Source organism: Nitrospirillum karajorum (assembly GCF_036348415.1).
Lineage (GTDB): Bacteria > Pseudomonadota > Alphaproteobacteria > Azospirillales > Azospirillaceae > Nitrospirillum > Nitrospirillum amazonense_B.
In genome coordinates this window covers 1,626,257-1,648,541 of record NZ_JAZBQB010000003.1, presented here as the reverse complement: position 1 = coordinate 1,648,541, position 22,285 = coordinate 1,626,257, and the positions used below count along the sequence as shown (strand labels likewise).

The 22,285-nt window shown below is 67.2% G+C and carries 16 protein-coding genes and 1 tRNA gene; 9 read left to right on the top strand and 8 right to left on the bottom strand.

Features of this window, described 5'->3' with window-relative positions; translation table 11 throughout:
* Window positions 1-46 precede the first annotated feature (46 nt).
* Window positions 47-1,726 carry a methyl-accepting chemotaxis protein gene (locus UCD39_RS21365; RefSeq protein ID WP_330497784.1) on the top strand — a complete coding sequence of 560 codons (1,680 nt, stop codon included), beginning with the start codon at window positions 47-49 and terminating at the stop codon, window positions 1,724-1,726.
* A 61-nt stretch (window positions 1,727-1,787) separates the two neighbouring features.
* On the opposite strand, the gene UCD39_RS21360 is transcribed toward UCD39_RS21365, so the two are convergent.
* The 3 genes from UCD39_RS21360 to UCD39_RS21350 all read right to left on the bottom strand — a co-directional run bounded on the left by UCD39_RS21360 (window position 1,788) and on the right by UCD39_RS21350 (window position 4,840).
* Window positions 1,788-2,228, bottom strand: a complete 441-nt coding sequence (locus UCD39_RS21360; RefSeq protein WP_330498498.1) for a (deoxy)nucleoside triphosphate pyrophosphohydrolase — start codon at window positions 2,226-2,228, stop codon at window positions 1,788-1,790.
* A gap of 166 nt (window positions 2,229-2,394) precedes the next feature.
* A complete protein-coding gene (gene argJ, locus UCD39_RS21355) occupies window positions 2,395-3,627 on the bottom strand; it encodes a bifunctional glutamate N-acetyltransferase/amino-acid acetyltransferase ArgJ (protein WP_330497783.1) in 1,233 nt (410 codons plus the stop codon).
* A gap of 265 nt (window positions 3,628-3,892) precedes the next feature.
* Window positions 3,893-4,840, bottom strand: a complete 948-nt coding sequence (locus tag UCD39_RS21350; RefSeq protein WP_246130603.1) for a peptidylprolyl isomerase — start codon at window positions 4,838-4,840, stop codon at window positions 3,893-3,895.
* Between the two features lie 495 nt (window positions 4,841-5,335).
* Here UCD39_RS21350 and secA point away from each other — a divergent pair, with 495 nt between their 5' ends.
* The 3 genes from secA (at window position 5,336) to UCD39_RS21335 (ending at window position 8,938) form a co-directional block, all read left to right on the top strand.
* Window positions 5,336-8,095: a preprotein translocase subunit SecA gene (secA, locus tag UCD39_RS21345; protein WP_330497782.1), complete on the top strand. Its 2,760-nt coding sequence runs from the start codon at window positions 5,336-5,338 to the stop codon at window positions 8,093-8,095.
* Window positions 8,096-8,225: 130 nt separating this feature from the next.
* The gene (locus UCD39_RS21340) at window positions 8,226-8,405 is read left to right on the top strand and encodes a hypothetical protein (protein ID WP_330497781.1); all 180 of its coding nucleotides are present in this window, start codon (window positions 8,226-8,228) and stop codon (window positions 8,403-8,405) included.
* Window positions 8,402-8,938: a hypothetical protein gene (locus UCD39_RS21335; protein WP_330497780.1), complete on the top strand. Its 537-nt coding sequence runs from the start codon at window positions 8,402-8,404 to the stop codon at window positions 8,936-8,938. Before UCD39_RS21340 ends, UCD39_RS21335 begins: the two co-directional genes overlap by 4 nt.
* Window positions 8,939-8,971: 33 nt before the next feature.
* Here the strand turns inward: UCD39_RS21335 and greB are convergent, their stop codons facing one another.
* Window positions 8,972-9,511, bottom strand: a complete 540-nt coding sequence (gene greB / locus UCD39_RS21330) for a transcription elongation factor GreB (RefSeq protein ID WP_145734912.1) — start codon at window positions 9,509-9,511, stop codon at window positions 8,972-8,974.
* A gap of 122 nt (window positions 9,512-9,633) precedes the next feature.
* Window positions 9,634-11,718, bottom strand: a complete 2,085-nt coding sequence (locus tag UCD39_RS21325; protein WP_330497779.1) for a methyl-accepting chemotaxis protein — start codon at window positions 11,716-11,718, stop codon at window positions 9,634-9,636.
* Between the two features lie 796 nt (window positions 11,719-12,514).
* Between UCD39_RS21325 and UCD39_RS21320 the strand changes: the two genes are divergently transcribed.
* From UCD39_RS21320 to polA, 5 genes are all read left to right on the top strand, one after another.
* Window positions 12,515-15,322: a M1 family metallopeptidase gene (locus UCD39_RS21320; protein ID WP_330497778.1), complete on the top strand. Its 2,808-nt coding sequence runs from the start codon at window positions 12,515-12,517 to the stop codon at window positions 15,320-15,322.
* 262 nt (window positions 15,323-15,584) lie between these two features.
* Window positions 15,585-15,953 carry a hypothetical protein gene (locus tag UCD39_RS21315; RefSeq protein ID WP_330497777.1) on the top strand — a complete coding sequence of 123 codons (369 nt, stop codon included), beginning with the start codon at window positions 15,585-15,587 and terminating at the stop codon, window positions 15,951-15,953.
* Between the two features lie 90 nt (window positions 15,954-16,043).
* Window positions 16,044-16,120: transfer RNA gene (locus UCD39_RS21310), tRNA-Arg, on the top strand.
* A gap of 100 nt (window positions 16,121-16,220) precedes the next feature.
* Entirely contained in the window at window positions 16,221-17,096 is an 876-nt protein-coding gene (locus tag UCD39_RS21305; protein WP_330497776.1) for an SDH family Clp fold serine proteinase, read from the top strand.
* Between the two features lie 403 nt (window positions 17,097-17,499).
* A complete protein-coding gene (gene polA, locus UCD39_RS21300; RefSeq protein WP_330497775.1) occupies window positions 17,500-20,526 on the top strand; it encodes a DNA polymerase I in 3,027 nt (1,008 codons plus the stop codon).
* Window positions 20,527-20,675: 149 nt separating this feature from the next.
* On the opposite strand, the gene UCD39_RS21295 is transcribed toward polA, so the two are convergent.
* Genes UCD39_RS21295 through thiS form a run of 3 tightly spaced genes read right to left on the bottom strand, consistent with a single transcriptional unit; the run spans window position 20,676 to window position 22,235 of the window.
* Window positions 20,676-21,263, bottom strand: a complete 588-nt coding sequence (locus UCD39_RS21295; protein WP_330497774.1) for a thiamine phosphate synthase — start codon at window positions 21,261-21,263, stop codon at window positions 20,676-20,678.
* A 2-nt stretch (window positions 21,264-21,265) separates the two neighbouring features.
* The gene (locus UCD39_RS21290) at window positions 21,266-22,039 is read right to left on the bottom strand and encodes a thiazole synthase (protein WP_330497773.1); all 774 of its coding nucleotides are present in this window, start codon (window positions 22,037-22,039) and stop codon (window positions 21,266-21,268) included.
* Entirely contained in the window at window positions 22,032-22,235 is a 204-nt protein-coding gene (gene thiS / locus UCD39_RS21285) for a sulfur carrier protein ThiS (RefSeq protein ID WP_145734906.1), read from the bottom strand. The genes UCD39_RS21290 and thiS overlap by 8 nt, the downstream gene beginning before the upstream one ends.
* Between the last annotated feature and the right edge of the window lie 50 nt (window positions 22,236-22,285).

The window sequence follows — 22,285 nt, the reverse complement described above, 5'->3', positions numbered from 1 at the left end:
CCCACGACGGCGACCACATATCTTGGTCAATGGTGGGAGAGACGTCATGGATCGCCTGGGCATCCGTCAGAAAATACTCATCCTGGTGGCGATGCTGATCGGCGTCAGTCTCGCGGTCGGGGCGATCGGCGCCTGGTCGCTGAGCCACTTCCGTGACCGGCTGGCGGCCATGGACAACGCCTCGGCCCGCGCCCTGGTGGCGGAAAAGATCAACGCGACCATCCTGGCCATCGTCATGGATTCCCGCGGGATCTACATGGCGCGCACCCAGCAGGACGTGGACAAGTTCGCCAAGCCCATGCAGGCCAACCTGGACCGCCTGGCGCAACTGGCAACTGACTGGCGCCAAGCCCTGCCCGCCGCGCGGCGCGCGGAACTGGATGACGCGGATGCCCAATTGGCCGTGTTCCAGGGGGTGCGCAAAGAGACCATTCGACTGGGCCGCGAGGCGGGACCCGAGCAGGCGCGGGAGTACGGCGATAACGACGCCAACCGCAAGACGCGCCAGCAATTGAACGCCGCCATCGAAAAGCTGACCGCGGCGACGGCCAAGGAGGTGTCCGACACCAACGACTCGCTGCAGGCGACCTACCGCTTCAGCCTGGCGCTGATCGCCGGCGTCGCGCTGGCCGGCATCGCGCTGACGGTGCTGGCCAGCCAGTGGATCGCCGGCCGCCAGATCAGCACGCCGCTGCTGGCCCTGGTGGATGCCACCGGCCGCATGGCGACCGGGCAGCGGGCGCTGGACATTCCGTACCAGGCCAAGCGCGATGAGATCGGCGAGATGGCGCGGGCCATCGACGGCTTCCGCCGCAACCTGATCGCCGCCGACGAAGCGGCGGCGGCCCAGGGCCGAGAGCAGGCGGAAAAGACGCGCCGCGCCGCCCTGATCGAAACCCTGCTGCGCGACTTCGACCGGGTGGCGTCGGCCGCGCTCGGAACCGTCTCGTCCGCGGCGCAGGGCCTGGGCGTGACGGCCCACGAAATGGTCAGCCTGGTGGAGGAAACCAACGGCCAGGCGGCCGCCACCGCGTCCGCCGCGGGCCACACCTCGGCCAATGTGCAGACGGTCGCCGCCGCCACCGAGGAAATGGTCGCCTCCATCCAGGAGATCAGCCGGCAGGTCAACCGGTCGGCCGGAGTGACGGCGGACGCGGTGTCCCAGGCGGCGCAGACGGGCGCCACCATCGCCGGCCTGTCGGACGCGGTGCAGCGCATTGGCGAGGTCGTGGCCATGATCCAGGACATCGCCAGCCAGACCAACCTGCTGGCGCTGAACGCGACCATCGAGGCGGCGCGCGCCGGCGAGGCGGGCAAGGGCTTCGCGGTCGTCGCTGGCGAGGTCAAGGCCCTGGCCACCCAGACGGCCAAGGCGACGGAGGACATCGCCCGCCAGATCGCCGCCGTCCAGGAGGCCACCCACAGCACGGTGACCGCCATGAACGACATCAGCGACACCATCGGTGCCATCAACGAAATCTCCGCCGCCATCGCCGCCGCCATCGAGGAGCAAAGCGCCACCACGGGCGAGATCACGCGCAACGTCCAGGCGGCCGCCAGCGGCACCCAGCGGGTGAGTGAGAACATCAGCCAGGTGAGCGACGTGGCGCACCAGACCGGCGACGCCGCCGGCCGGGTGCTGGAATCGTCCGAGGCGCTGAACAGCCAGAGCGAGGTGCTGCGCCACGAGGTGGAGCAGTTCCTGCAGCGCATCCGCGCCGCCTGAGCCTCCCCCCGGTGGGCCTACAGCGGGTGGGCCTACAGCGGGTGGGCCTACAGCGGGCGGCCTACAGCAGGTCGCGCAGCATGGCCACCAGGGGCACGTCAGCGGGCGGCATGGGGTAGTCCCCCATGCGCTCCGGACGGGCCCAGGCCAGCACCTGCCCCTCCAGGGGGGTGGGCGTGCCCTGCCAGACGCGGCAGACGTACAGCGGCATCAGCAGGTGGAAGGTCTCATAGCGGTGGCTGGCGAAGGTGAAGGGCGCCAGGCAGCTGGTGCGGGTGTCGATGCCCAGCTCTTCCCGCAGTTCCCGCACCAGGGCCACCTCCGGCGTTTCGCCGGGATCGACCTTGCCGCCGGGAAACTCCCACAGCCCGGCCAGGGATTTGCCCGGCGGCCGCTGCGCCAGCAGCACCCGCCCGTCGGCATCGACCAGCGCCACGGCGGCGACCAGGACGGTGCGAACCGGCTCCGTTGGCTCCGGTCGGCCGTCCCAGCACGGGGTCATCTCATCCGCCACGGCACTTCCTCCAAGTAAATCAGCGGCATGAGATCGTCTCATGCCGCTGCAGGACGCGACCGCGTCCGCCGGAGGTTTTCGGGGAACGCAGTGGACTGAAAATCGAGGACAAGGCAAGCGGGCGGATGCCCGCGCCCGCCGCCTGAGGGAACACTTAACTCCTATAACTCCCGTTGATATCGATGTAGCCGTGGGTGAGGTCGCAGGTCCACACCGTGGCGCGGCCCCGGCCCAGGCCGAGATCGACCTGGATGTCGATCTCCTGCCCCTTCATGTGGGCGGCCACCGGCGCCTCGTCATAGCCCGGGACCTCCATCCCGTTGGCGCAGATCTGCACGCCGCCGATGCTGATGACCAGCTTGTCCCGGTCGGCCTTTTCCCCGGCGCGGCCCACGGCGGCGACGATGCGGCCCCAGTTGGCGTCCTCACCGGCCACGGCGGTCTTCACCAGCGGCGAATTGGCGACGGTCAGCGCGATGCGCTTGGCCGCCTGGTTGCTGGTGGCGCCGGTCACGGTCAGGGTCACGAACTTGGTGGCGCCCTCGCCGTCGCGCACGATCTGCTGGGCCAGGTCCAGACAGACGGCGTCCAGCGCCTTGGCGAAGGGGCGCAGGCGGGCGTCGTTGACGTCGGTGATGGGGGTGTTGCCGGCCTGGCCCGTGGCGACCAGGATCACCGTGTCGCTGGTGGAGGTGTCGCCGTCCACCGTCACGCAGTTGAAGCTGCGATCGGTCGAGCGCGACAGCAGCTTCTGCAGCACCGGCGCGGCGATGGCCGCGTCGGTGAACAGGAAGCCCAGCATGGTCGCCATGTCGGGGGCGATCATGCCGCTGCCCTTGGCGAAGCCGTTCAGGGTCACGGTCTTGCCGTCGATGACGCAGGTGGCCACGGCCCCCTTGGGGAAGGTGTCGGTGGTCATGATGGCGCGGGCGGCGGCGTCCCAGCTGCCGGCGTCCAGCTTGGCCCAGGCGGCGCCCAGGTGCTGGGCGATCATGTCGGCCGGCAGGGGCTGGCCGATGACGCCGGTGGAGGCGACGAACACCTCTTCCGGCTTGCAACCCACCAGCTGGGCGGCGGTGGCCACCGTCTCGGACACCAGCGACTCGCCGGCGGCGCCGGTGAAGGCGTTGGAGTTGCCGGAGTTCACCACCAGGGCGCGGGCGCTGCCGCCCGTCAGGCCGCGGCGGCACCAGTGCACCGGCGCGCTGGCGGTTAGCGAGCGGGTCAGCACGCCGGCCACGGTGGTGCCGGGGGCCAGCTCGGCCACCATCAGGTCATCCCGGCCCTTGTAGCGGATGCCGCAGTTGTACGCCGCCAGGCGGACGCCGGCCACGGGGGACAGGGTGGGGAAAGCGTCGGGTGCCAGGGGGGAGACCTTGGAGGCCATGGGGATCGCTCCGTTGAAGGCGAACGGTTCGGACAAGGGGCCGCCCGGAGGAAGCCCGGGCAAACGGCGCAGAAAATAGGCCGAAATCCGTGACGAATAAAATCGAAAACGGACCTGTAATGCTTAAGCGGGACGCGGACAGCAAAGGGGCGCAAGACCGCCCCTTGGCGATGCTTGCGCCCCTATCACTATCAACACCCTGGGCCCGATACTACGGGCCCAATACCATGGACGGAGGGAACCCCGCCCATGGGACCCGCCCACCTTACTGCTTGGCGGGGGCTGCCGGCTTGGCGGCGGCCGGCGGCGGGGTCAGGGAGATGGGCTGCTTGCCGGTGATGTCGAAAGCCTCGACCTTGGCGCCCTTGCGCAGGTCTTCCACGACCTGGGCGGCCAGATCCTGGGCCTCGGCCTGGGCAACCTGGCCCTTCACCTGCTCGAACGGCGGGGCCTGGCGCTTGCGGCGGTCCTCAACCTTGATCACGTGCCAGCCGAAGTCGGTCTTCACGGGGGTCTTGCTGACCTCGCCCGGCTTCATGGCGAAGGCGGCCTCGGCGAACGGCGCGACCATGTCGCCCTTCGTGAAGTAGCCCAGGTCACCGGCCGAAGCGGCGGAGTTCTTGTCGATCTGCTGCTCGGAAGCCAGCTTGTTGAAGTCGGCGCCGCCCTGGATCTGCTTGATCAGGGCTTCGGCTTCTTCCTTGGTCTTGACCAGGATGTGGCGGGCGCGGACTTCGTCCTCCGCCGGCAGGGCCTTGACCATCTCATCGTACTTCTTCTTCAGCAGCGCCTCGTTCATGCGGGCGTCGACCTGCTTGCGGATGTAGGCCTGCTGCACGAAGCGCTCTTCCGCGCGCTTCATCTCGGCCTTCACGTCCTTGCTGTCCTGCAGCTTCTCCTTGTAACCGGCATCCGCCAGCAGGCGGGCGGTCACCAGGTTCTCCAGAACGCGGGGGTAAGCCTCGTTCAGGTGAATCTGCTGCTGGGTCTGGGCGGGCAGCTGGCTGTATTCGTTCAGCACTTCCGACCGATGGATTTCCTTGCCATTGACGCGGGCCACGACCGGGTCGTCCACGGCCTGGGCCGGGGCGCCAGCGGCCGGAGCGGCGGCGGGGGCGGCAGCCTTGGCCGGGGTGTCAGCGGCCAGGGCGGTGCCGGCCAGGGACCCGAAAGCCGCGGTCAGCAGCGCGGCACGCAACATCTTCACATACATGGAGCTGAATTCCTCGAGGACTGGGGCTGCATCAAAAAACGGCGCGACGGCAGGGACCAGGGACGGCCACGCCGTAGCACTGCCGGGCCCTTCTTCGGCTGTCGCGCCATAAAACACGGGGCCGCCCCCCATCGCAAGGTGGGACAGCGCCCCAGCCCCACCGGACACGTGTCCTGATGCCGCACCCGGCACCCCCGGTGACGGTTTCCCAATACCGCGCGCGCGGGCACCGCCGCGGGCCCCATCAAAGCGGTTGGAAAGCAGGCGGATCATGCTATGGTCCCCACCCGCGCGTGTGGGGGATCTGTCGCGGCAGGCGGGTCCGGTATCGCGATACCGGAAACGGCGGGGCTTCATTGACCGCCGGGGCCTGCCACCTTATCTCAGAAAGCGCGCGCGAGGGGCTGCCGCCCCGCCCGTCGCCAGAGTACCCGGAGGGCCGGGCCGGATGACCCGGACGGTTCTCGTCCCCTATTCGCTTCCTTCGAGGTTTTCATGTTCGGTTCCATCGCCCGCAAACTGTTCGGCAGCGCCAACGAGCGCGTTGTCAAAAGCTTGCGGAAGGACGTCGACGCCATCAACGCGCTGGAGCCGAAGCTGGTATCGCTGTCCGATGACGAGCTGCGCATGCGCACCGATTGGCTGCGCGACCGGCTGGCCAAGGGCGAGACGCTGGACGACATCCTGCCCGACGCCTTCGCCACCGTGCGCGAGGCGGCCAAGCGCGCCATCGGCCAGCGCCATTTCGACGTGCAGCTGATGGGCGGCATGGTCCTGCACCGCGGCCGCATCGCCGAGATGCGCACCGGCGAAGGCAAGACCCTGGTGGCGACCCTGGCGGTGTACCTGAACGCCCTGGAAGGCAAGGGCGTGCATGTCGTGACCGTGAACGACTACCTGGCCAAGCGCGACAGCAGCTGGATGAGCCGCATCTACGGCTTCCTGGGCCTGACCACCGACTGCATCGTCCACGGCCTGGACGATGACGAGCGTCGGCGCGCCTACGCCGCCGACATCACCTACGGCACCAACAACGAGTTCGGCTTCGACTACCTTCGCGACAACATGAAGTTCCGCCTGGACGACATGGTCCAGCGGCCCTTCAACTTCGCCGTGGTGGACGAGGTGGACAGCGTGCTGATCGACGAGGCGCGCACGCCGCTGATCATCTCCGGCCCCTCCACCGACGGCTCTGAACTGTATGCCGCCGTGGACACGGTGATCCTGCGTCTGGCCGACACCGATTATGAAAAGGATGAGAAGGCCAAGTCCGTCAACCTGACGGAAGAGGGCACGGAGAAGGTCGCCCAGATCCTGACGGAGATGGACCTGCTGAAGCAGGGCGACCTGTACGACATCCACAACATCACCCTGGTCCACCATGTGAACCAGGCCCTGCGCGCCCACAAGCTGTTCACCCGCGACGTGGACTACATCGTCAAGGACGACAAGGTCGTCATCATCGACGAGTTCACGGGCCGCATGATGGACGGCCGCCGCTATTCCGAGGGCCTGCACCAGGCGCTGGAAGCCAAGGAGCATGTGACCATCCAGCGTGAGAACCAGACGCTGGCGTCCATCACCTTCCAGAACTATTTCCGCCTGTACCCCAAGCTGGCCGGCATGACCGGCACCGCCATGACCGAGGCGCCGGAGTTCGCCGAGATCTATAACCTGGACGTGGTCGACATGCCGACCAACCTGCCCGTCCAGCGCATCGATTATGATGATGAGGTCTATCGCACCGCGCGTGAGAAGTACGACGCCATCGTCAAGCTGGTGAAGGAATGCCGGGAGCGGCAGCAGCCTATCCTGGTCGGCACCATCTCCATCGAGAAGTCGGAACTGCTGTCCGACCTGCTGAAGAAGCAGGGCATCCCGCACAACGTGCTGAACGCCCGCTATCACGAGCAGGAAGCCTACATCGTTTCCCAGGCCGGCCGGCCGGGTGGCGTCACCATCGCCACCAACATGGCCGGTCGCGGCACCGACATCAAACTGGGCGGCAACGTCGAGATGCGCATCGAGTACGAGCTGGGCGAGGTGACCGACCCCGCCGAGCGCGAGCGGCGCATCAAGCAGATCGAGCAGGAGGTGGCGGCCGCCAAGGAGGTGGCGCTGGCCGCCGGCGGTCTGTACGTCGTGGGCACGGAACGGCACGAAAGCCGGCGCATCGACAACCAGCTGCGCGGCCGTTCCGGCCGCCAGGGCGACCCCGGCGCCTCGAAGTTCTTCCTGTCGCTGGAAGACGACCTTATGCGCATCTTCGGGTCGCAGCGCATGGACACCATGCTGCAGCGCCTGGGCCTGCAGGAGGGTGAGGCCATCATCCACAGCTGGATCAACCGTGCCCTGGAAAAGGCCCAGAGCCGGGTGGAAGCGCACAACTTCGAAATCCGCAAGAACCTGCTGAAGTACGACAACGTCATGAACGACCAGCGCAAGGTCGTTTATGAACAGCGCCGTGAAATCATGGCCGTCGACGACATCAAGGAAACCGTCGAGGACATGCGCCAGGACACCATCAACACCCTGGTGGCCAAGGCGATCCCCGCCAATTCCTATGCCGAGCAGTGGGACATGAACCAGCTGCAGGAGGATGTGGCGCGCGTCCTGGCGCTGGACCTGCCGGTGCAGGACTGGGCCAAGGAGGAGGGCATCGGCGAGGTCGAGATCGAGCAGCGCCTGATGAAGGCGGCCGAGGAAGCCTATGCCGCCAAGGAGGCCAGCTACGGGCCGGAAATCATGCGCTCCATCGAGCGCAGCCTGCTGCTGCAGTTGCTGGACCAGTCGTGGAAGGATCACCTGCTGTCGCTGGACCATTTGCGCCAGGGCATCAACCTGCGCGCCTATGGCCAGCGCGACCCGCTGAACGAATACAAGCGCGAGGCGTTCAACCTGTTCGAGGAGCTGCTGGACAGCCTGCGCGAGCAGGTGACCCAGGTGCTGATGCGCGTCCAGCTGCAGGTGGCTCAGCCGGCGCTGGACCCGAATGACTTCCCACCGCAGGAGATGCAGGAGACCCGCATCGATCCGGCGCTGGCCGCCCCGGGCCAGGGCATCCCGGCGGACGAGCCCCTGCCCCCCGGCATGGCGCGCGCCAGCGCCGGCCTGGCCTATGGCGCGGTGAACATGCCGCAGTCGACCCAGGCGGGCGGCCAGGACCAGGACACCTGGATGAACACCCCCCGGAATTCCCCCTGCCCCTGTGGCAGCGGCCTGAAGTACAAGCATTGCCACGGCCGCGCCCCGTAAGGGGCCGGTCCTGATGATCGCTTTCGCCCTTGCAAGGGAGGCCCACGGCCATGCCGGATGCCGAGGACATGACGCCGGACGACGACAGCCGCCGCCCGGCCCCCCCGTCAACGAGGACATCGTTGAACGGTTGCGCCGCCGTGCCGAACGCGCCCGCGACCGTTATCCCGACCACGCCGAGGATCCGGGCACCCTGGTCGGCGGCCTGATCGAGGATTACGAGGCGGCCGCGCAGGAGATCGAGCGGCTGCGCGCCGCCCTGAAAGACATCGCCCGGCGGTCGCTGGCCGCCATGCGGCCGGAATTATGAAACGCGCGGCGGCGGTCCTGCTGGCCCTGAACCTGGCGGCGTCGCTGCCGATGACCCCATCGGCCAGCGCGAAAGCGCCGCCGCCCACGCCCCAGGCCATCGTCGAGGCCCTGTACCGGCCCTATCTGGCCGACCCCCACGCCGAAAAAGACATCGCGACCGACTCGGTGGCCAGCATCCACCGGCACGCCACCCCGGCGCTGGCCCGGCTGCTGGACGCGGATCGGGCCTGCCAGGCCCGCACCCAGGGCCTCTGCGCCTTGGACTTCGACCTCATCATCGACGGTCAGGACTGGGACCTCTCAGGCTTTGGCCTGGAAACGCAGGTTGCGGGCGACACGGCCACGGTGACGGCACGCTTCACCAACGGCACGCCGCGCGTCCTGGCCTATCATTTCGTGATGACCGGCGGACGCTGGCAGATCGATGACCTGCTCATCCTGAAGGATGATGCCGGGGCCGCCGACCACCCTTGGTCGCTGAAGGACACCCTGACTGCGGAATACGGCCCGGCGGCCAAGAAACACCGCTGAGGACCATCGTCCCCCTGGCGCCACCCTGGCCCCTCAGTCCGGGTAGCGGATCTCCAGAATCTCCACCTCTTCCGGGCCCTTGGGCGTGCGCACGGTGACGACATCGCCCACCCGCGCCTTCATCAGGGCGCGCGCCACGGGCGATACCCAGCTGATGCGGTGGCGGTCCATGTCCACCTCGTCGCGGCCGACGATGGTGACGGTCATGCGGGTGTCGTCCTCATCGGCATAGGTGACCGTGGCGCCGAAGAAAACCTGGGAGCGGTTCTTCTGCAACTGCGGGTCCACCACCTCGGCGCTTTCGATGCGCTTGGTCAGGAAACGGATGCGCCGGTCGATCTCGCGCAGCCGCTTCTTGCCATAGAGGTAATCGCCATTCTCCGACCGGTCGCCGTTGCCGGCGGCCCAGGACACCACCTCCACCACCTTGGGCCGTTCCACCCGCAGCAACTGGTGGCGTTCATCCCGCATGCGGTTGAAGCCTTCCGGCGTCATGTAGTTCTTGGCGCCCGCCGGCAGGGGCGGCAGGCCGTCGTCATCATCATCGTCGTCAAGATCAGGCGTGGTGTTCATGGGGGTCACTTCGCTGGTAAGCACCCCGGCCCTGTACCCCACCCTGAGCCCCCCGACAAGGACAGCGACAAGGTGAAGGGGGCCAGGTGACGGATGCCCGGGCCCGTCACCCGCCCCGTCCCTCACATCTCGCGCAGGGCCTTCATGAAGCGCTGCACCGCCTGATTCAGGCGTCCGGCCTCCTGGGTCAGGCCGCCCGCCGTGTCCAGCACCTCGCCCGCCGTGCTGCCGGCGACGCCCGTGGCATTGGCCAGGGAGGACAAAGTGCGTGACACATGGTCGGTGCCGTCGGCGGCCTCCGCCACGTTGCGGGCGATCTCGCGCGTGGCGGCGCCCTGCTCCTCCACCGCTGCGGCGATGGCGGCGGCGACCTCGTTCACCTCATGGATGGTGCTGCCGATGCGTTCCATGGCGGCGACGCTGAGGTCGGTGCGCTGCCCGATGTCCTGGACATAGCGGGTGATCTCCTCCGTCGCGCGGGCGGTTTGGCCGGCCAGGGTCTTCACCTCGCTGGCCACGACGGCGAAGCCCTTGCCCGCCTCACCGGCGCGGGCCGCCTCGATGGTGGCGTTCAAGGCCAGCAGATTGGTCTGCCCGGCGATGTCGCTGATCATCTGCACCACCACGCCGATGCGGTCGGACGCCTCGGCCAGGCCGCCGATGGTGGTGCCAGTGGTGGTGACCTCCGCCACCGCGCGGGCGGCGATGGCCTTGGACCGTTCGACCTGGCGCCCCACCTCATCGACCGAGGCCGCCAGTTCCTGGGCGGCGGCGGCCACCGTCTGGACGTTGGACGACGTCTGGCTGGCGGCGGCCTGCACGTCCTGGGCCTGCGTACTGGCCGTGCCGGTGTTGTCGGTCAGGGCGCGGGCGTCGCCTTCCAGGGTGTGGGCGGCGGCGGTCAGAGCGGTGGCGACGCCATGGACGTCGGTCTCGAACGCGGCGGCCAGGCGGGCCTGACGGGTCACGACCGACCAGGTCATCATAGGGCCGACATAGCGGCCATCGGTATCGCGCACGGCGGCCACGCGCAGCTCCAGCTCCTCATTGTCACCAGCGGCGTTCTTGAGGGTCAGGCGGCCCTGCCAGGGCAGGCGGGCGGGGTCGCGCACAATGTCCAGCAGCGCGGCGGGATCCTCATGGAACAAGCCGATGCCCGCCCCCACCGGGGTGTCACCGGCCAGCGGCCGCGGCAGGGGGGCGCCCAAGGTCCGCAGGGTGGTGAGGCTGGCGGTGTTGGCGTAGGTGATGCGGAAGCCCTGGTCGGCGTCGGCCAGCAGCACGTTCAGCGGCATGTCGTCCACCATCTGCTTCAGGCGGAACACGTCGGCCACCACGCCCCGCAGGGCATGCGCCGCACGCAGCATGCGGCCGATCTCATCCTGGCTCTGGGCCCGGCGCTGGGTGGCGCCCATGTCCACGGTGGTGTCGTTGGCGGCCAGGCGTTCCAGCACGCGGGCGACCAGCAGGGCCGGGCGGCCGACCCAACGGCTGGCCAGCCACCAGGCGACCAGGCCCAGGACCGCCGCGATGGTGACGCTGGCGACCAGAATGCTGGTCTTCAGGCGGTCCACAGCCTCGGCGAAGATGCGCTTCTGGATGCCGGTGTAGAGCACGCCGACGGTATGGCCGTTGGCGTCCTTGATGGGGTCATAGGCGGTGTAGAAGGGCACGCCCAGGATGTCGGCCTCGCCGCGATAGGCCTCGCCCCGGCCGACGACGGTGTCAAACACGGCGTTATGGGCCAGGGCGGTGCCCACGGCGCGGCCACCCTCGGGCTTCATGACGTTGGTGGCGACGCGCACCATCTCGCCATTGCGTGCGGCGAAGATGGTGGCGGTGCCGCCCACCAGACGCTTCACCGTGTCGACGGCGGCGTTGTTGTCCTCCAGCGCCGTGTCACCGGCGTAAAGGTGCCCGTCCTTCAGGCTGTAGCCCTTGCCGTAGCCTTCCAGCACATGCCAGGCCACCTGCATGTTGGCGTTCTGCCGGTCCTTGGCCAGTTCCATGGTGAAGCCCGCCAGCAAGACCTGGCTGATGCCCAGGCTGACCACCGTCAGCAGCGTGACGGCGCCGACGATCAAGAGGGCGATGCGGGCGGCCACCGACACCTCGAACCGGTGGCGCGGGGCGCGGGTGGACGTGGATGCGGAAATGGACAGGGTGCCGGCGGCCGCCTGGGCCGTCGAGGACTGGGCTTGGAACATGGCGATACTTCCCAAAATGCGGCGCGCCCACGGGGGCGCCAAGGGCGCACACGGGCGATAACGACAGCGAAAATGTGATGCAGGCAAAAACAGCCCCGAGCGGCCCGCGTACCGCGGAGCTGTCGTTTGGCAGGTCCCGTTAAATATAGGCCAGCCCTTGGTTAGTCCATAGTTAACACCATGCGAATTTTGAAGACTAGACCATCACCAGCGGCGACTTAACCCTATGCTTTATCCCAAATTCCCTTTAACAGGCTTATCCAACGCATCGTCATATGGTTAATTTTTATGCGTTTTGCAGCTTAGCATCCGCTAGCCATTCCAAATTCTGACATCTATACTTGATAAATTCCGCCCAATATCGATTCGGTCACCAAATGAAAACTCCCCATTCCCACGAAAAGCCGAAGATGATGTTGACTTGTCATCTTGAGGGACGATTAAAATCGCGCTGGCAGAGCTCAACCAACGCCTGTAAAGGCTCACCATTGGATGGCGAAATCCTGACGCGGCCTGCGTTCATCTGCCGCACCCCGTCGAGAAATGGACACAACCCTTTTTAATTAAGCGTTTTTACTAAATCGGCGGGGACAGCGCTTTCCCTGCCGTCCGGGATTGACGCGCTGACGAGGGGCGACGCGTCCGCTCTGGCTTCAGTGCCCGCCCCCTTCGCCTCGGCATATAGCGTCCGGCATGGAAGTCCTGAATTGAACTGTAGGGTGGACGCGGGCACACTCACCATCAAAGCGGCGACGCCCCGGGTGGCGGCACGCAATACAAGCGTAGGAGCGGCTATATGCCCCTGGCCTCGACTGGTTTTACCTCGGTTTATTTCAAGCATTTTCTTAAAACTGTTCTGGCGACGACTGCGGCCTTATGCCTCAGCCCCACGGTTTCTTTAGCGGCGAATGGCCGCCTGCCGGGAAATATCTCACCCCTGCATTATGACCTGACCGTCATTCCGGCCATCGAGACCTCGACCTTCGCCGGCGAGGTGCATATCGACATCGACGTGGCCACCGTCACCCCCACCGTGGTGCTGAACACGGAAAGCCTGACCCTGGACCGCGTGACCATCGACGGCGTCCCCGCCACCGGCGTCACCCAGGACAAGGACAGCCAGACGGCCACGCTGACCGCGGCGACGCCCCTGGTGCCCGGCCACCACACGGTGGACATCGCCTATCGCGGCGTGATCGAGAAGACGGCGCGCGGCCTGTTCCAGCTGGATTACGCCAGCGGGGACGCGCCAGCCGGCGCGCCGGGAGCCAACGCCGCGACGGCCCATATGCTGTCCACCCAGTTCGAGGCGGGCGACGCCCGCCGCTTCCTGCCCTGCTGGGATGAGCCGTCGGCCAAGGCCACGTTCAGCCTGTCCATCATGGCGCCGCAGGGCCAGATGGCCGTGTCCAACATGCCGGTGAAGGCGGACGAGGCCATGGCCGATGGCCGCCACCTGGTGCATTTCCAGCAGACGCCGCGCATGTCCAGCTATTTGCTGTTCGTGGGCGTGGGCGACCTGGAGCGGGCCACGGCCAAGGCCGGCGATGTGGAGATCGGCGTGGTGGTGCGGCGCGGGTCGGTGGATAAGGCGCGCTTCGCCCTGGAAACCGCCGCTGCCATCCTGGCCCGCTACAATGACTATTTCGGCACGCCCTACCCCCTGCCCAAGCTGGACTTCATCGCCATACCCGGTGCCGGCGGCTTCGGCGCCATGGAGAACTGGGGCGCCATCATGTCGTTCGAGAAGGACATGCTGCTGGACCCGGCGCTGGCCACGGAGGCGGCGCGCCAGCGGGTGTTCCAGGTGGTGGCCCACGAAATGGCGCACCAATGGTTCGGCGACCTGGTGACCATGGCCTGGTGGGACGATCTGTGGCTGAACGAGGGCTTCGCCTCCTGGATGGAGGCCAAGGCCATGCAGGCGCTGCACCCCGACTGGTCGCCCTGGCTGGTGGCCATGCCGGCCATGGAACGCGCCAAGCGCCTGGACGCCCGCGCCTCCACCCACCCGGTGGTGCAGCCCATCAACTCCGTGGCGGAGGCGGACGAGGCCTTCGACGACATCACCTATGACAAGGGCCAGGCCGTCATCCGCATGGTGGAGGCGACGGTGGGCGAAACGGTGTTCCGGGACGGCGTGCGCCGCTACATGAAGCGCAACGCCTATGGCAACGCCACCACCCGCGACCTGTGGAAGGCGGTGGAGGAGGCGGGCGGCAAGGATGTGCTGCGCATCGCCACCGACTTCATCACCAAGCCGGGCATCCCCCTGGTGTCGGTCAGCGCCACCTGCGGCACCGGCGGGCCGGCCCCCAAGGCGCACCCGGCGCACAAGGGGCGGAAGAGCGCGCCGGAGCCGGCCCCCGGCCCATCCGGCGGCACCACCCAGGTGAGCCTGCGCCAGTCCCGGTTCGCCACCGAGCCGGTGACCATCCCCGACCAATACCACCTGAGCGACCGGCTGTGGGCCATCCCGGTGCCCCTGGCCACTGTGGGGGACGGCGCCCCGGCGCATACCCTGCTGACGGCCCTCACGGGCAAGGCCGCCGTGCCCGGCTGCGGACCCCTGCTGGCCAACGCCGGCCAGACCGGCTATTTCCGCGTCGCCTACACCGAACCGGCGTTCAAGGCCCTGGTCGACCATGTCGACCGGCTGGCGCCCATCGACCAGCTGGGCCTGATGTACGACAGCGCCGCCCTGGGCGAAGCGGGGCAAATGGCCATGAGCGACAGCCTGGCGCTGATCCGCGCCCTGCCGGTCAATGCCGATCCCGCCGTGTGGCAACAGGCCGCCGACTATCTGCGCGACGTGGATGACTTCTACGCCGGCGGTTCGGGCACGGGGGGTACGGGCGCGGGGGGCATCAGCCCGGCGCAGGCGGCGTTCCGGGCCTTCGCCCGCGGCGTGCTGGCCCCGGCGCTGTCAGCCATCGGCTGGGACCCGCAGCCGGGCCAGGGCGACAAGGTGGGGCTGGAGCGCACGGCCCTGATCAGCGCCCTGGGCAGCTTCGACGACCCCAACACCCTGACGGAGGCGCGGCACCGCCTGGCCTCGGACGGGACGGACCCCACCGCCCTGCCCCCGGCCATCCGCCTGGCGGTGATCACCACCGTGGCCCAGCATGCCGACGCCGCCACCTTCGACCGGCTGCACGCCCTGGCGTCCTCCACCACCGACCCGCTGGCCCGCCGCCAGCTGTACGGCGCGTTGGGCGCGGTGCGCGACCCGGTGCTGGCGCAGAGGGTGCTGGACCTCAGCCTGACGCCCGAGGCCGGCACCACCCTGGCGCCGCAGCTGATCCTGGCCGTGGCCGACGCCAACCCGGACCTGGCCTGGCGCTTCATCACCAGCCATGTCGACGCGGTGGAGGCGTCGCTGGACCAGATGCAGCGCTATGAGTTCTTCGCCGGCGTGGCGCGCCGGTCCGCCGACCCCGCCCGCATCGATGAGCTGAACGCCTATGCCGAGGCCCATGTGCCGGTCAGCGGTCGCCAGGGCATCGCCAAGGCGGCGGGGACGATCGCCTCCCGCGCCAAGGTGGCGCGGGAGCGCCTGCCCCAGGTGGACGCCTGGCTGGCCACGCTGCCTACGACACGTTGACTTGGGCCACGCACTGACTGCCCCGAAGCCGCCCCGCCCCTTCCGGGCCGGGGCGGCGCCACCCTGACCCAACGCGCTTATGGCGCGGGTCCCGCGACGGGCGTAAGCTTTGCTTATGGACCGGAAGAAAAGGGACCGGACCGACAGTAAAAACCATCACCAAACGCCATGCTGAGGGGCCCGCGCGCCCCGGACGCCCAGCAGGACGCCCGTCGCCAGGGCCCCCGGATGAAGCCAATCAACGGGGAAGGAGACGCGCACCATGTCTGTCCTGCATGTCCATTTCGGCGGCGCTTCCGGCAACGCCACGCACCACCGCCAACCTGCCTGCACCTGGCTGCTGATCGGCAGCGCGCTGGCCTTCGCGGCCATCCTGGCGGCTTGGCTGACGGACATGGTCAGCGTCTTCCCCATCGGCCTGCTGGTCGGCACCGGCGTGCTGTGCCTGGCCTCCTGCATTGAGCGGGCGGCCTACAAGCCGATCCGCGGCCTGCCCGGCCCCGGCTGGCACGACACCGGCGAACGCCTCACCGACCCCGCCACCGGCGCCCCCGTGGCCGTCTATCACAACCCCGCCCGTATGGAGCGCCGCTACGTCCGCCTGGACCGGCGCCTGGACCGGGAACCGTAAGCCTCCCGGCGCCATAAGGGTTTGCATTGCCCGAAACTTGCCTGTATGGTGCGCGCCGCGCCGCCGGAAACCCGGCGTGCCGGCCGGCATGGACCCGTAGCTCAGCTGGATAGAGCGCTGCCCTCCGAAGGCAGAGGTCGTACGTTCGAATCGTATCGGGTCCGCCACCGCTTTCCCTGACATTATTATGTGTTACGTACCGAGTATGTTTTGCACCTGTGATTCGACCATGTTATCCCAATTGGTAAATTCATGCTGGGGAGTAGCATGGCTGTCTACGACGACATAATTTTTCAAGTTGTTCGCGAAGCGGAAGCAGACTTAGAAAATCTGCTATCTGCAAATATTATATATTTCAACAGCGAAATACGGATGAATATATTTCCGTGGTTTCGTGAAATAATAGAGAAGATATCGTCGTCAGAACACAAGAAAGACGAAATTGCTATATTTCTTACTACACCCGGAGGACAGGCAGAGGCGGCTGAAAAATTAGTTGAGGTAGTGAGGAAGCATTATAAACTAGTTTACTTTGTCGTGCCAGTAGCCGCGATGTCGGCAGGAACAATATTCTGCATGTCTGGCGACAGAATATATATGGATTACTCTTCATCCCTTGGACCAATAGATCCCCAGGTCCCCGATAAAGAGGGAAAATTTCTCATTCCAGCACTGGGTTATCTAGACAAAGTCAATGAAATAATTGAAAAATCAAGAAACAACAGCATTACTCCCGTTGAGTTCCAGTGGTTGATGAATCAAGATTTCGCTATGCTTCGCTTTTACGAACAAGCTAGAAGTTTGTCTATTGCCCTATTGGAAAAATGGCTGGTTCAGTATAAATTTAAAGATTGGTCTGTTCATCGCACAACAGAGCCCGGATCTCCCGTCACACTTCAGCAAAAACAGGAACGGGCCCGGGAAATTGCCGAACTTCTATCGAATAATGTTCACTGGCATTCCCATGGTCGCATGATTAGCATGCAAACACTACGAGAAGTTTGCAAATTGGAAATAGATGACTTTGGAGAAAACGCAAATCTACAACGTAAAGTACGCCGTTACAACGACACTCTCACAGAATACCTCGCCCGCACTGACATTCGTGCTTATTTATTTAGTAGATTTGTGAGTCAAGCTTAGGAGGAAAATCATGTCGGTCGAGAATGAACTTCATAGGCTAGCTAGCTACCCCGAAACGGCCTCGCGCGAATTCCGCGACCAGTTGGGAATGGCACAAACTGGTCAGAGCCAGCATTCTTTTAGTGGCTTTGGCGCATCACTGAGTGGCCCTTCCCAGGGAAACGGAATTGATCGTTCACTGGAATTTCGCCCCATAGCACGTCCCTATATAGTAAGAACCATAGTCGAAAATAATTAAAAAGACGGATTACTAAGAACAACAACTGCAAGTTCATACCAGCCGGTGGACTTTCTCGAAAGCTGGCTCTCGACAGCTCCGCTTTGATCGGCCATGTTGCGATTCTGGGGTGTGCGTACTCCAATGCACAATCACCTGATCGCCCGTTACATGAAGATGCCCGCCATGGCCGATACCCCCGCCGCGCCCGCTGCTGACGCGCCCGCCGCCGCCGCGACCGACTCCATCCCCGTTACGCCGGACGCGCCCACGCCTGTGACGGGCGTTCCGGCCCCGGTGGGGCAGGCGCAGGACACGCTGTACCTGGTGGATGGCTCCGGCTTCATCTTCCGGGCCTATCACGCCCTGCCGCCGCTGAACCGGCCGGATGGCACGCCGGTGAACGCGGTGCTGGGCTTCACCAACATGCTGATGAAGCTGCTGGCCGACGTGAAGGTGCATTCCGTCGCCGTCATCTTCGACAGCAAGCGGGAGAATTTCCGCAACGCCATCTATCCGGACTACAAGGCCCACCGGCCGCCGCCGCCGGAGGATCTGATCCCGCAGTTCGACCTGATCCGCCAGGCGGTGGACGCCTTCAACCTGCCCTGCCTGCATCTGGAGGGGTATGAGGCCGACGACCTGATCGCGACATATGCCCGCCTGGCGCGCGAGGCAGGGCGCGACTGCGTCATCGTCTCCTCCGACAAGGACCTGATGCAACTGATCACCGACGGCGTCGGCCTGCTGGACCCGATGAAGAACAAGAGCATCGGCCGGGACGAGGTGCTGGAGAAGTTCGGCGTGGCGCCGGAACTGGTGGTGGACGTGCAGTCCCTGGCCGGCGACAGCGTGGACAACGTGCCGGGCGTGCCCGGCATCGGCATCAAGACCGCCGCCCAGCTGATCACCGAGTATGGCGGGCTGGACGCCCTGCTGGAGCGGGCGCACGAGATCAAGCAGCCCAAGCGGCGCGAGGCCCTGACCGTGCATGCGGAGATGGCCCGCATCTCCCGCCAGCTGGTGAAGCTGGAGGCCCATGTGCCGGTGCCCGAGCCGCTGGAGAACCTGACGGCGCGCAAGCCCGACCCCGAGCGCCTGATCGGCTGGCTGCGGGAACAGGGCTTCCGCTCCGCCATCCAGAAGGTCGAGAACGACATCCTGAAGGCCAGTGGGGGCAATGGTGGCGGCACTGCGGGGGGCACCGGCGCCCCGGCCCTGACGCTGACGGCCACTGGCGGCGGGGCGGAGCAGCGCACCGACGCCGTGCGCGCCGCCTACAACAGCCGCTTCTACAACACCGAGGCCACCCCCATCGGGGAGCCCAAGATCCCGGCGCCCACCGAGATCGCGTACGAGCTGGTGCAGGACGCCGTCACGCTGAAGCGCTGGATCGATGAGGCGACGCTGGCCGGCACGGTGGCCATCGACACCGAGACGGACGGCCTGTATCCCGACCGGGCCAAGCTGGTGGGCTTCTCCCTTTCCCACACGCCGGGCCGCGCCTGTTACGTGCCCCTGGCCCATGTCAACCCGGACGCCCCCAACCCACAGGCCGGCGGCTTCGATTTCGGCGAGGCCCCGCCCCCGCCGCCGCAGATCCCGTTGGAGGAAGCCCGCGCCCTGCTGGCGCCGCTGCTGGCCGACCCGTCGGTGCTGAAGGTGGGCCACAATCTGAAGTTCGACATCCGGGTGCTGGCCCGCCATGGCTTCGCCCCCGGCCCGGCCGCCATCGCCCCCGTGGACGACACCATGCTGCTGTCCTACGCCCTGGGCGCCGGCGCGCACGGCCACGGCATGGATGAACTGGCGCAGCGCCACCTGGGCCACACCTGCATCACCTTCGATGAGGTGACGGGCACCGGCAAGAACCGCATCACCTTCGACCGGGTGCCGCTGGACCGCGCCTGCGCCTATGCGGCGGAGGATGCCGACATCACCCTGCGGCTGCACCAGGTGCTGAAGGCCGACGTGCTGCGCCGCCACCTGATGACGGTGTACGAGACGCTGGACCGCCCGCTGACGCCCGTGGTGGCGACCATGGAGGAGGCCGGCATCCTGGTGGACCGGACCATGCTGGCCGAGCTGTCGCGCGACTTCGCCGGCCGCCTGGCGGCGCTGGAACAGGAAATTCACACCCTGGTGGGCCACCCCTTCAACGTCGCCAGCCCCAAGCAGTTGGGCGAGGTGCTGTTCGATGAGATGGGCCTGCCCGGCGGCAAGAAGGGCAAGACCGGCGCCTATTCCACCGACAGCAGCGTGCTGGAACCCCTGGCCGAGCAGGGGGTGGAGGTGGCGCAGAAGGTGCTGGACCACCGCCAGCTGGCCAAGCTGAAGTCCACCTACACCGACGCCCTGCAGCAGGAGATCAACCCCGACACGGGCCGGGTCCACACCAGCTTCGCCCTGGCGGCCACCGCCACCGGGCGCCTCAGCTCCACCGACCCCAACCTGCAGAACATCCCCATCCGCACGGAGGAGGGGCGCAAGATCCGCCGCGCCTTCGTGGCGCCGGAGGGCCATGTCCTGCTGTCCGTGGACTACAGCCAGATCGAGCTGCGCCTGGTGGCGGAGATCGCCGGCGTGCCGGCCCTGAAGCAGGCCTTCACCGACGGCATCGACATTCACGCCATGACGGCGAGCCAAGTGTTCGGCGTGCCCCTGGACCAGATGACCAGTGAGATCCGCCGCAAGGCCAAGGCCATCAACTTCGGCATCATCTACGGCATCTCCGGCTTCGGCCTGGGGCGGCAACTGGGCATCGGCGCCGGCGAGGCCGGGGCCTTCATCAAGCAGTACTTCGAGCGCTTCCCCGAGCTGGCCGGCTATTTCGAGAAGACCAAGGCCGAGGCCAAGGAAAAGGGCTATGTCACCACCCTGTTCGGCCGCCAGTGCTGGATCCAGGGCATCAAGGAAAGCAACGCCGCCCGCCGCGCCTTCGCCGAGCGCCAAGCCATCAACGCCCCCATCCAGGGCACGGCCGCCGACATCATCCGCCGCGCCATGGCCCGCATCCCGGCCGCGATGACCAACGCCGGGCTGACCGGCCGCATGCTGCTGCAGGTGCACGACGAACTGTTGTTCGAGGTGCCGGTGGCGGAGGTCGACGCCACCATCCCCGTGGTGCGCCAGGTGATGGAAGGGGCGGCATCCTTGAGCGTGCCCCTGGTGGCCGAGGCCGGGACGGGGCGGAGCTGGGGCGAGGCGCACTGATCTGTTTCGTACGCCTCAAGCGCCGGCAGGCGCATCCGCGCCTTTGGCTGTCCTCGATTTCCAGTCCGCTGCCGCTCCCCGCAAATCTCCGGCGGCCGCAGTCGCGGCCTAGGGATAAAGAAGGCCTGCGGAAGGCCCATGGGCAGCGATCAGCTACGCCACGCCGCCAGCAAGTCCCGCACTACGGCGGCGGGGTCGCTGGCGCGCATGACCGTGCCCATGACGGCCAGACCGGCGGCCCCGGCGGCGCGGGCCTGCGCCGCGTTGGCGGGGGTGAGGCCGCCCAGGGCCAGGGCGCCGGGCAGGCGGGACAAGGCCTGGGGGCCCAGCGCGGGGCCATAGCCGGGCTTGGACGCGGTCTCGAAAATGGGGCTGAGGGTGGCGTAGTCGGCGCCGCCCAGGCCCTCGCCCGGATGATGGCGGGAGAGGCCAACCAAGGCTTGGGGCCCCAAGCGGACACGAGCCGCCGGCACGTCACCGGCCGCCCCCAGATGCACGCCGTCGCACAGCACTGCCGCCGCCAGGTCGCCGTGCACCGTCAGCACGGCGCCATGATGGCGGGCGATGGGGAGCAGTTGGTGCACCAGATCCAGCCGCTCCTGGGGCGCCAGGTCCTTTTCCCGCACGCTGGCCCAGCGGCAACCGGCGGCGAATACCCGGTCCAGCAGTTGGGGCAGCGGCAGGGTGGCCTGGTGCCGGTCGGTGATGACCAGCAGCGGGGGAAACGGTACCCCCACCCCTACCCCCCGATCAGCCCCAGCTCGGGGCTGGAGGCTTCGGCGCGGGTGCGCTTCGGGATGCGGCCGGCGAGGCGGGCCAGGCGGCCGGCGGCCACGGCGTGGCCCATGGCGGCGGCCATGCGCACGGGGTCGGTGCTCTTGGACACGGCGGTGTTCAGCAGCACGGCGTCGCAGCCCAGCTCCATGGCCAGGGCGGCGTCCGACGCCGTGCCCACGCCGGCATCCAGGATGACCGGCACCGTGCTGCGGGCGCAGATCATTTCGATGTTGTAAGGATTGAGGATGCCCAGGCCCGTGCCGATGGGTGCGCCCAGCGGCATGACAGCGGCGCAACCGACATCGGCCAGGCGGCGGCAGACGATGGGGTCGTCGGTGCAATAGGGCAGGACGGTGAAACCGTCATCCACCAGCTGGGCCGCCGCCGCCACCAGCTGTTCGACATCCGGGTACAGCGTCTCCCGGTCGCCGATCAGTTCCAGCTTGATCCAGCTGATGTCCAGCGCCTCACGCGCCAGCTGGGCGGTCAGCACGGCATCCTTCACCGTGGCGCAGCCGGCGGTGTTGGGCAGCAGCCAGGCCTTGTCCCGCACCAGGTCCAGGATGCCCTCGGCCCCGCCCTCCATATCCACCCGGCGGATGGAGACGGTGACGACTTGCGCGCCCGAGGCCGCCAGGCTGTCCAGGAACACCTGCTGGTTGGGATAGCCCGCCGTGCCCAGGAACAGGCGGGAGGTGAACGCCTTGCCGGCGATGCGGAGCAGGTCTTCAGCCACCTTGCAGCACCTTCACGATTTCAATGGCGTCGCCGTCGGCGACGGCGCGCTCGGCCCAGCGGGCCCGCGGCACGACGGTGCCGTTGATGGCCACGGCGATACCACGAGCCTCGAGCGCCAACCCCGCCTCGCCCAGCAGGGCCGGCAGGTCCAGACCCTCCGCATGGTCGCGGGTCTTGCCGTTCACGGTGATCATGCGCGTTTCCTTATCCCTCAATCGCCGGGCGCCCCCATCCGGGGGCATGG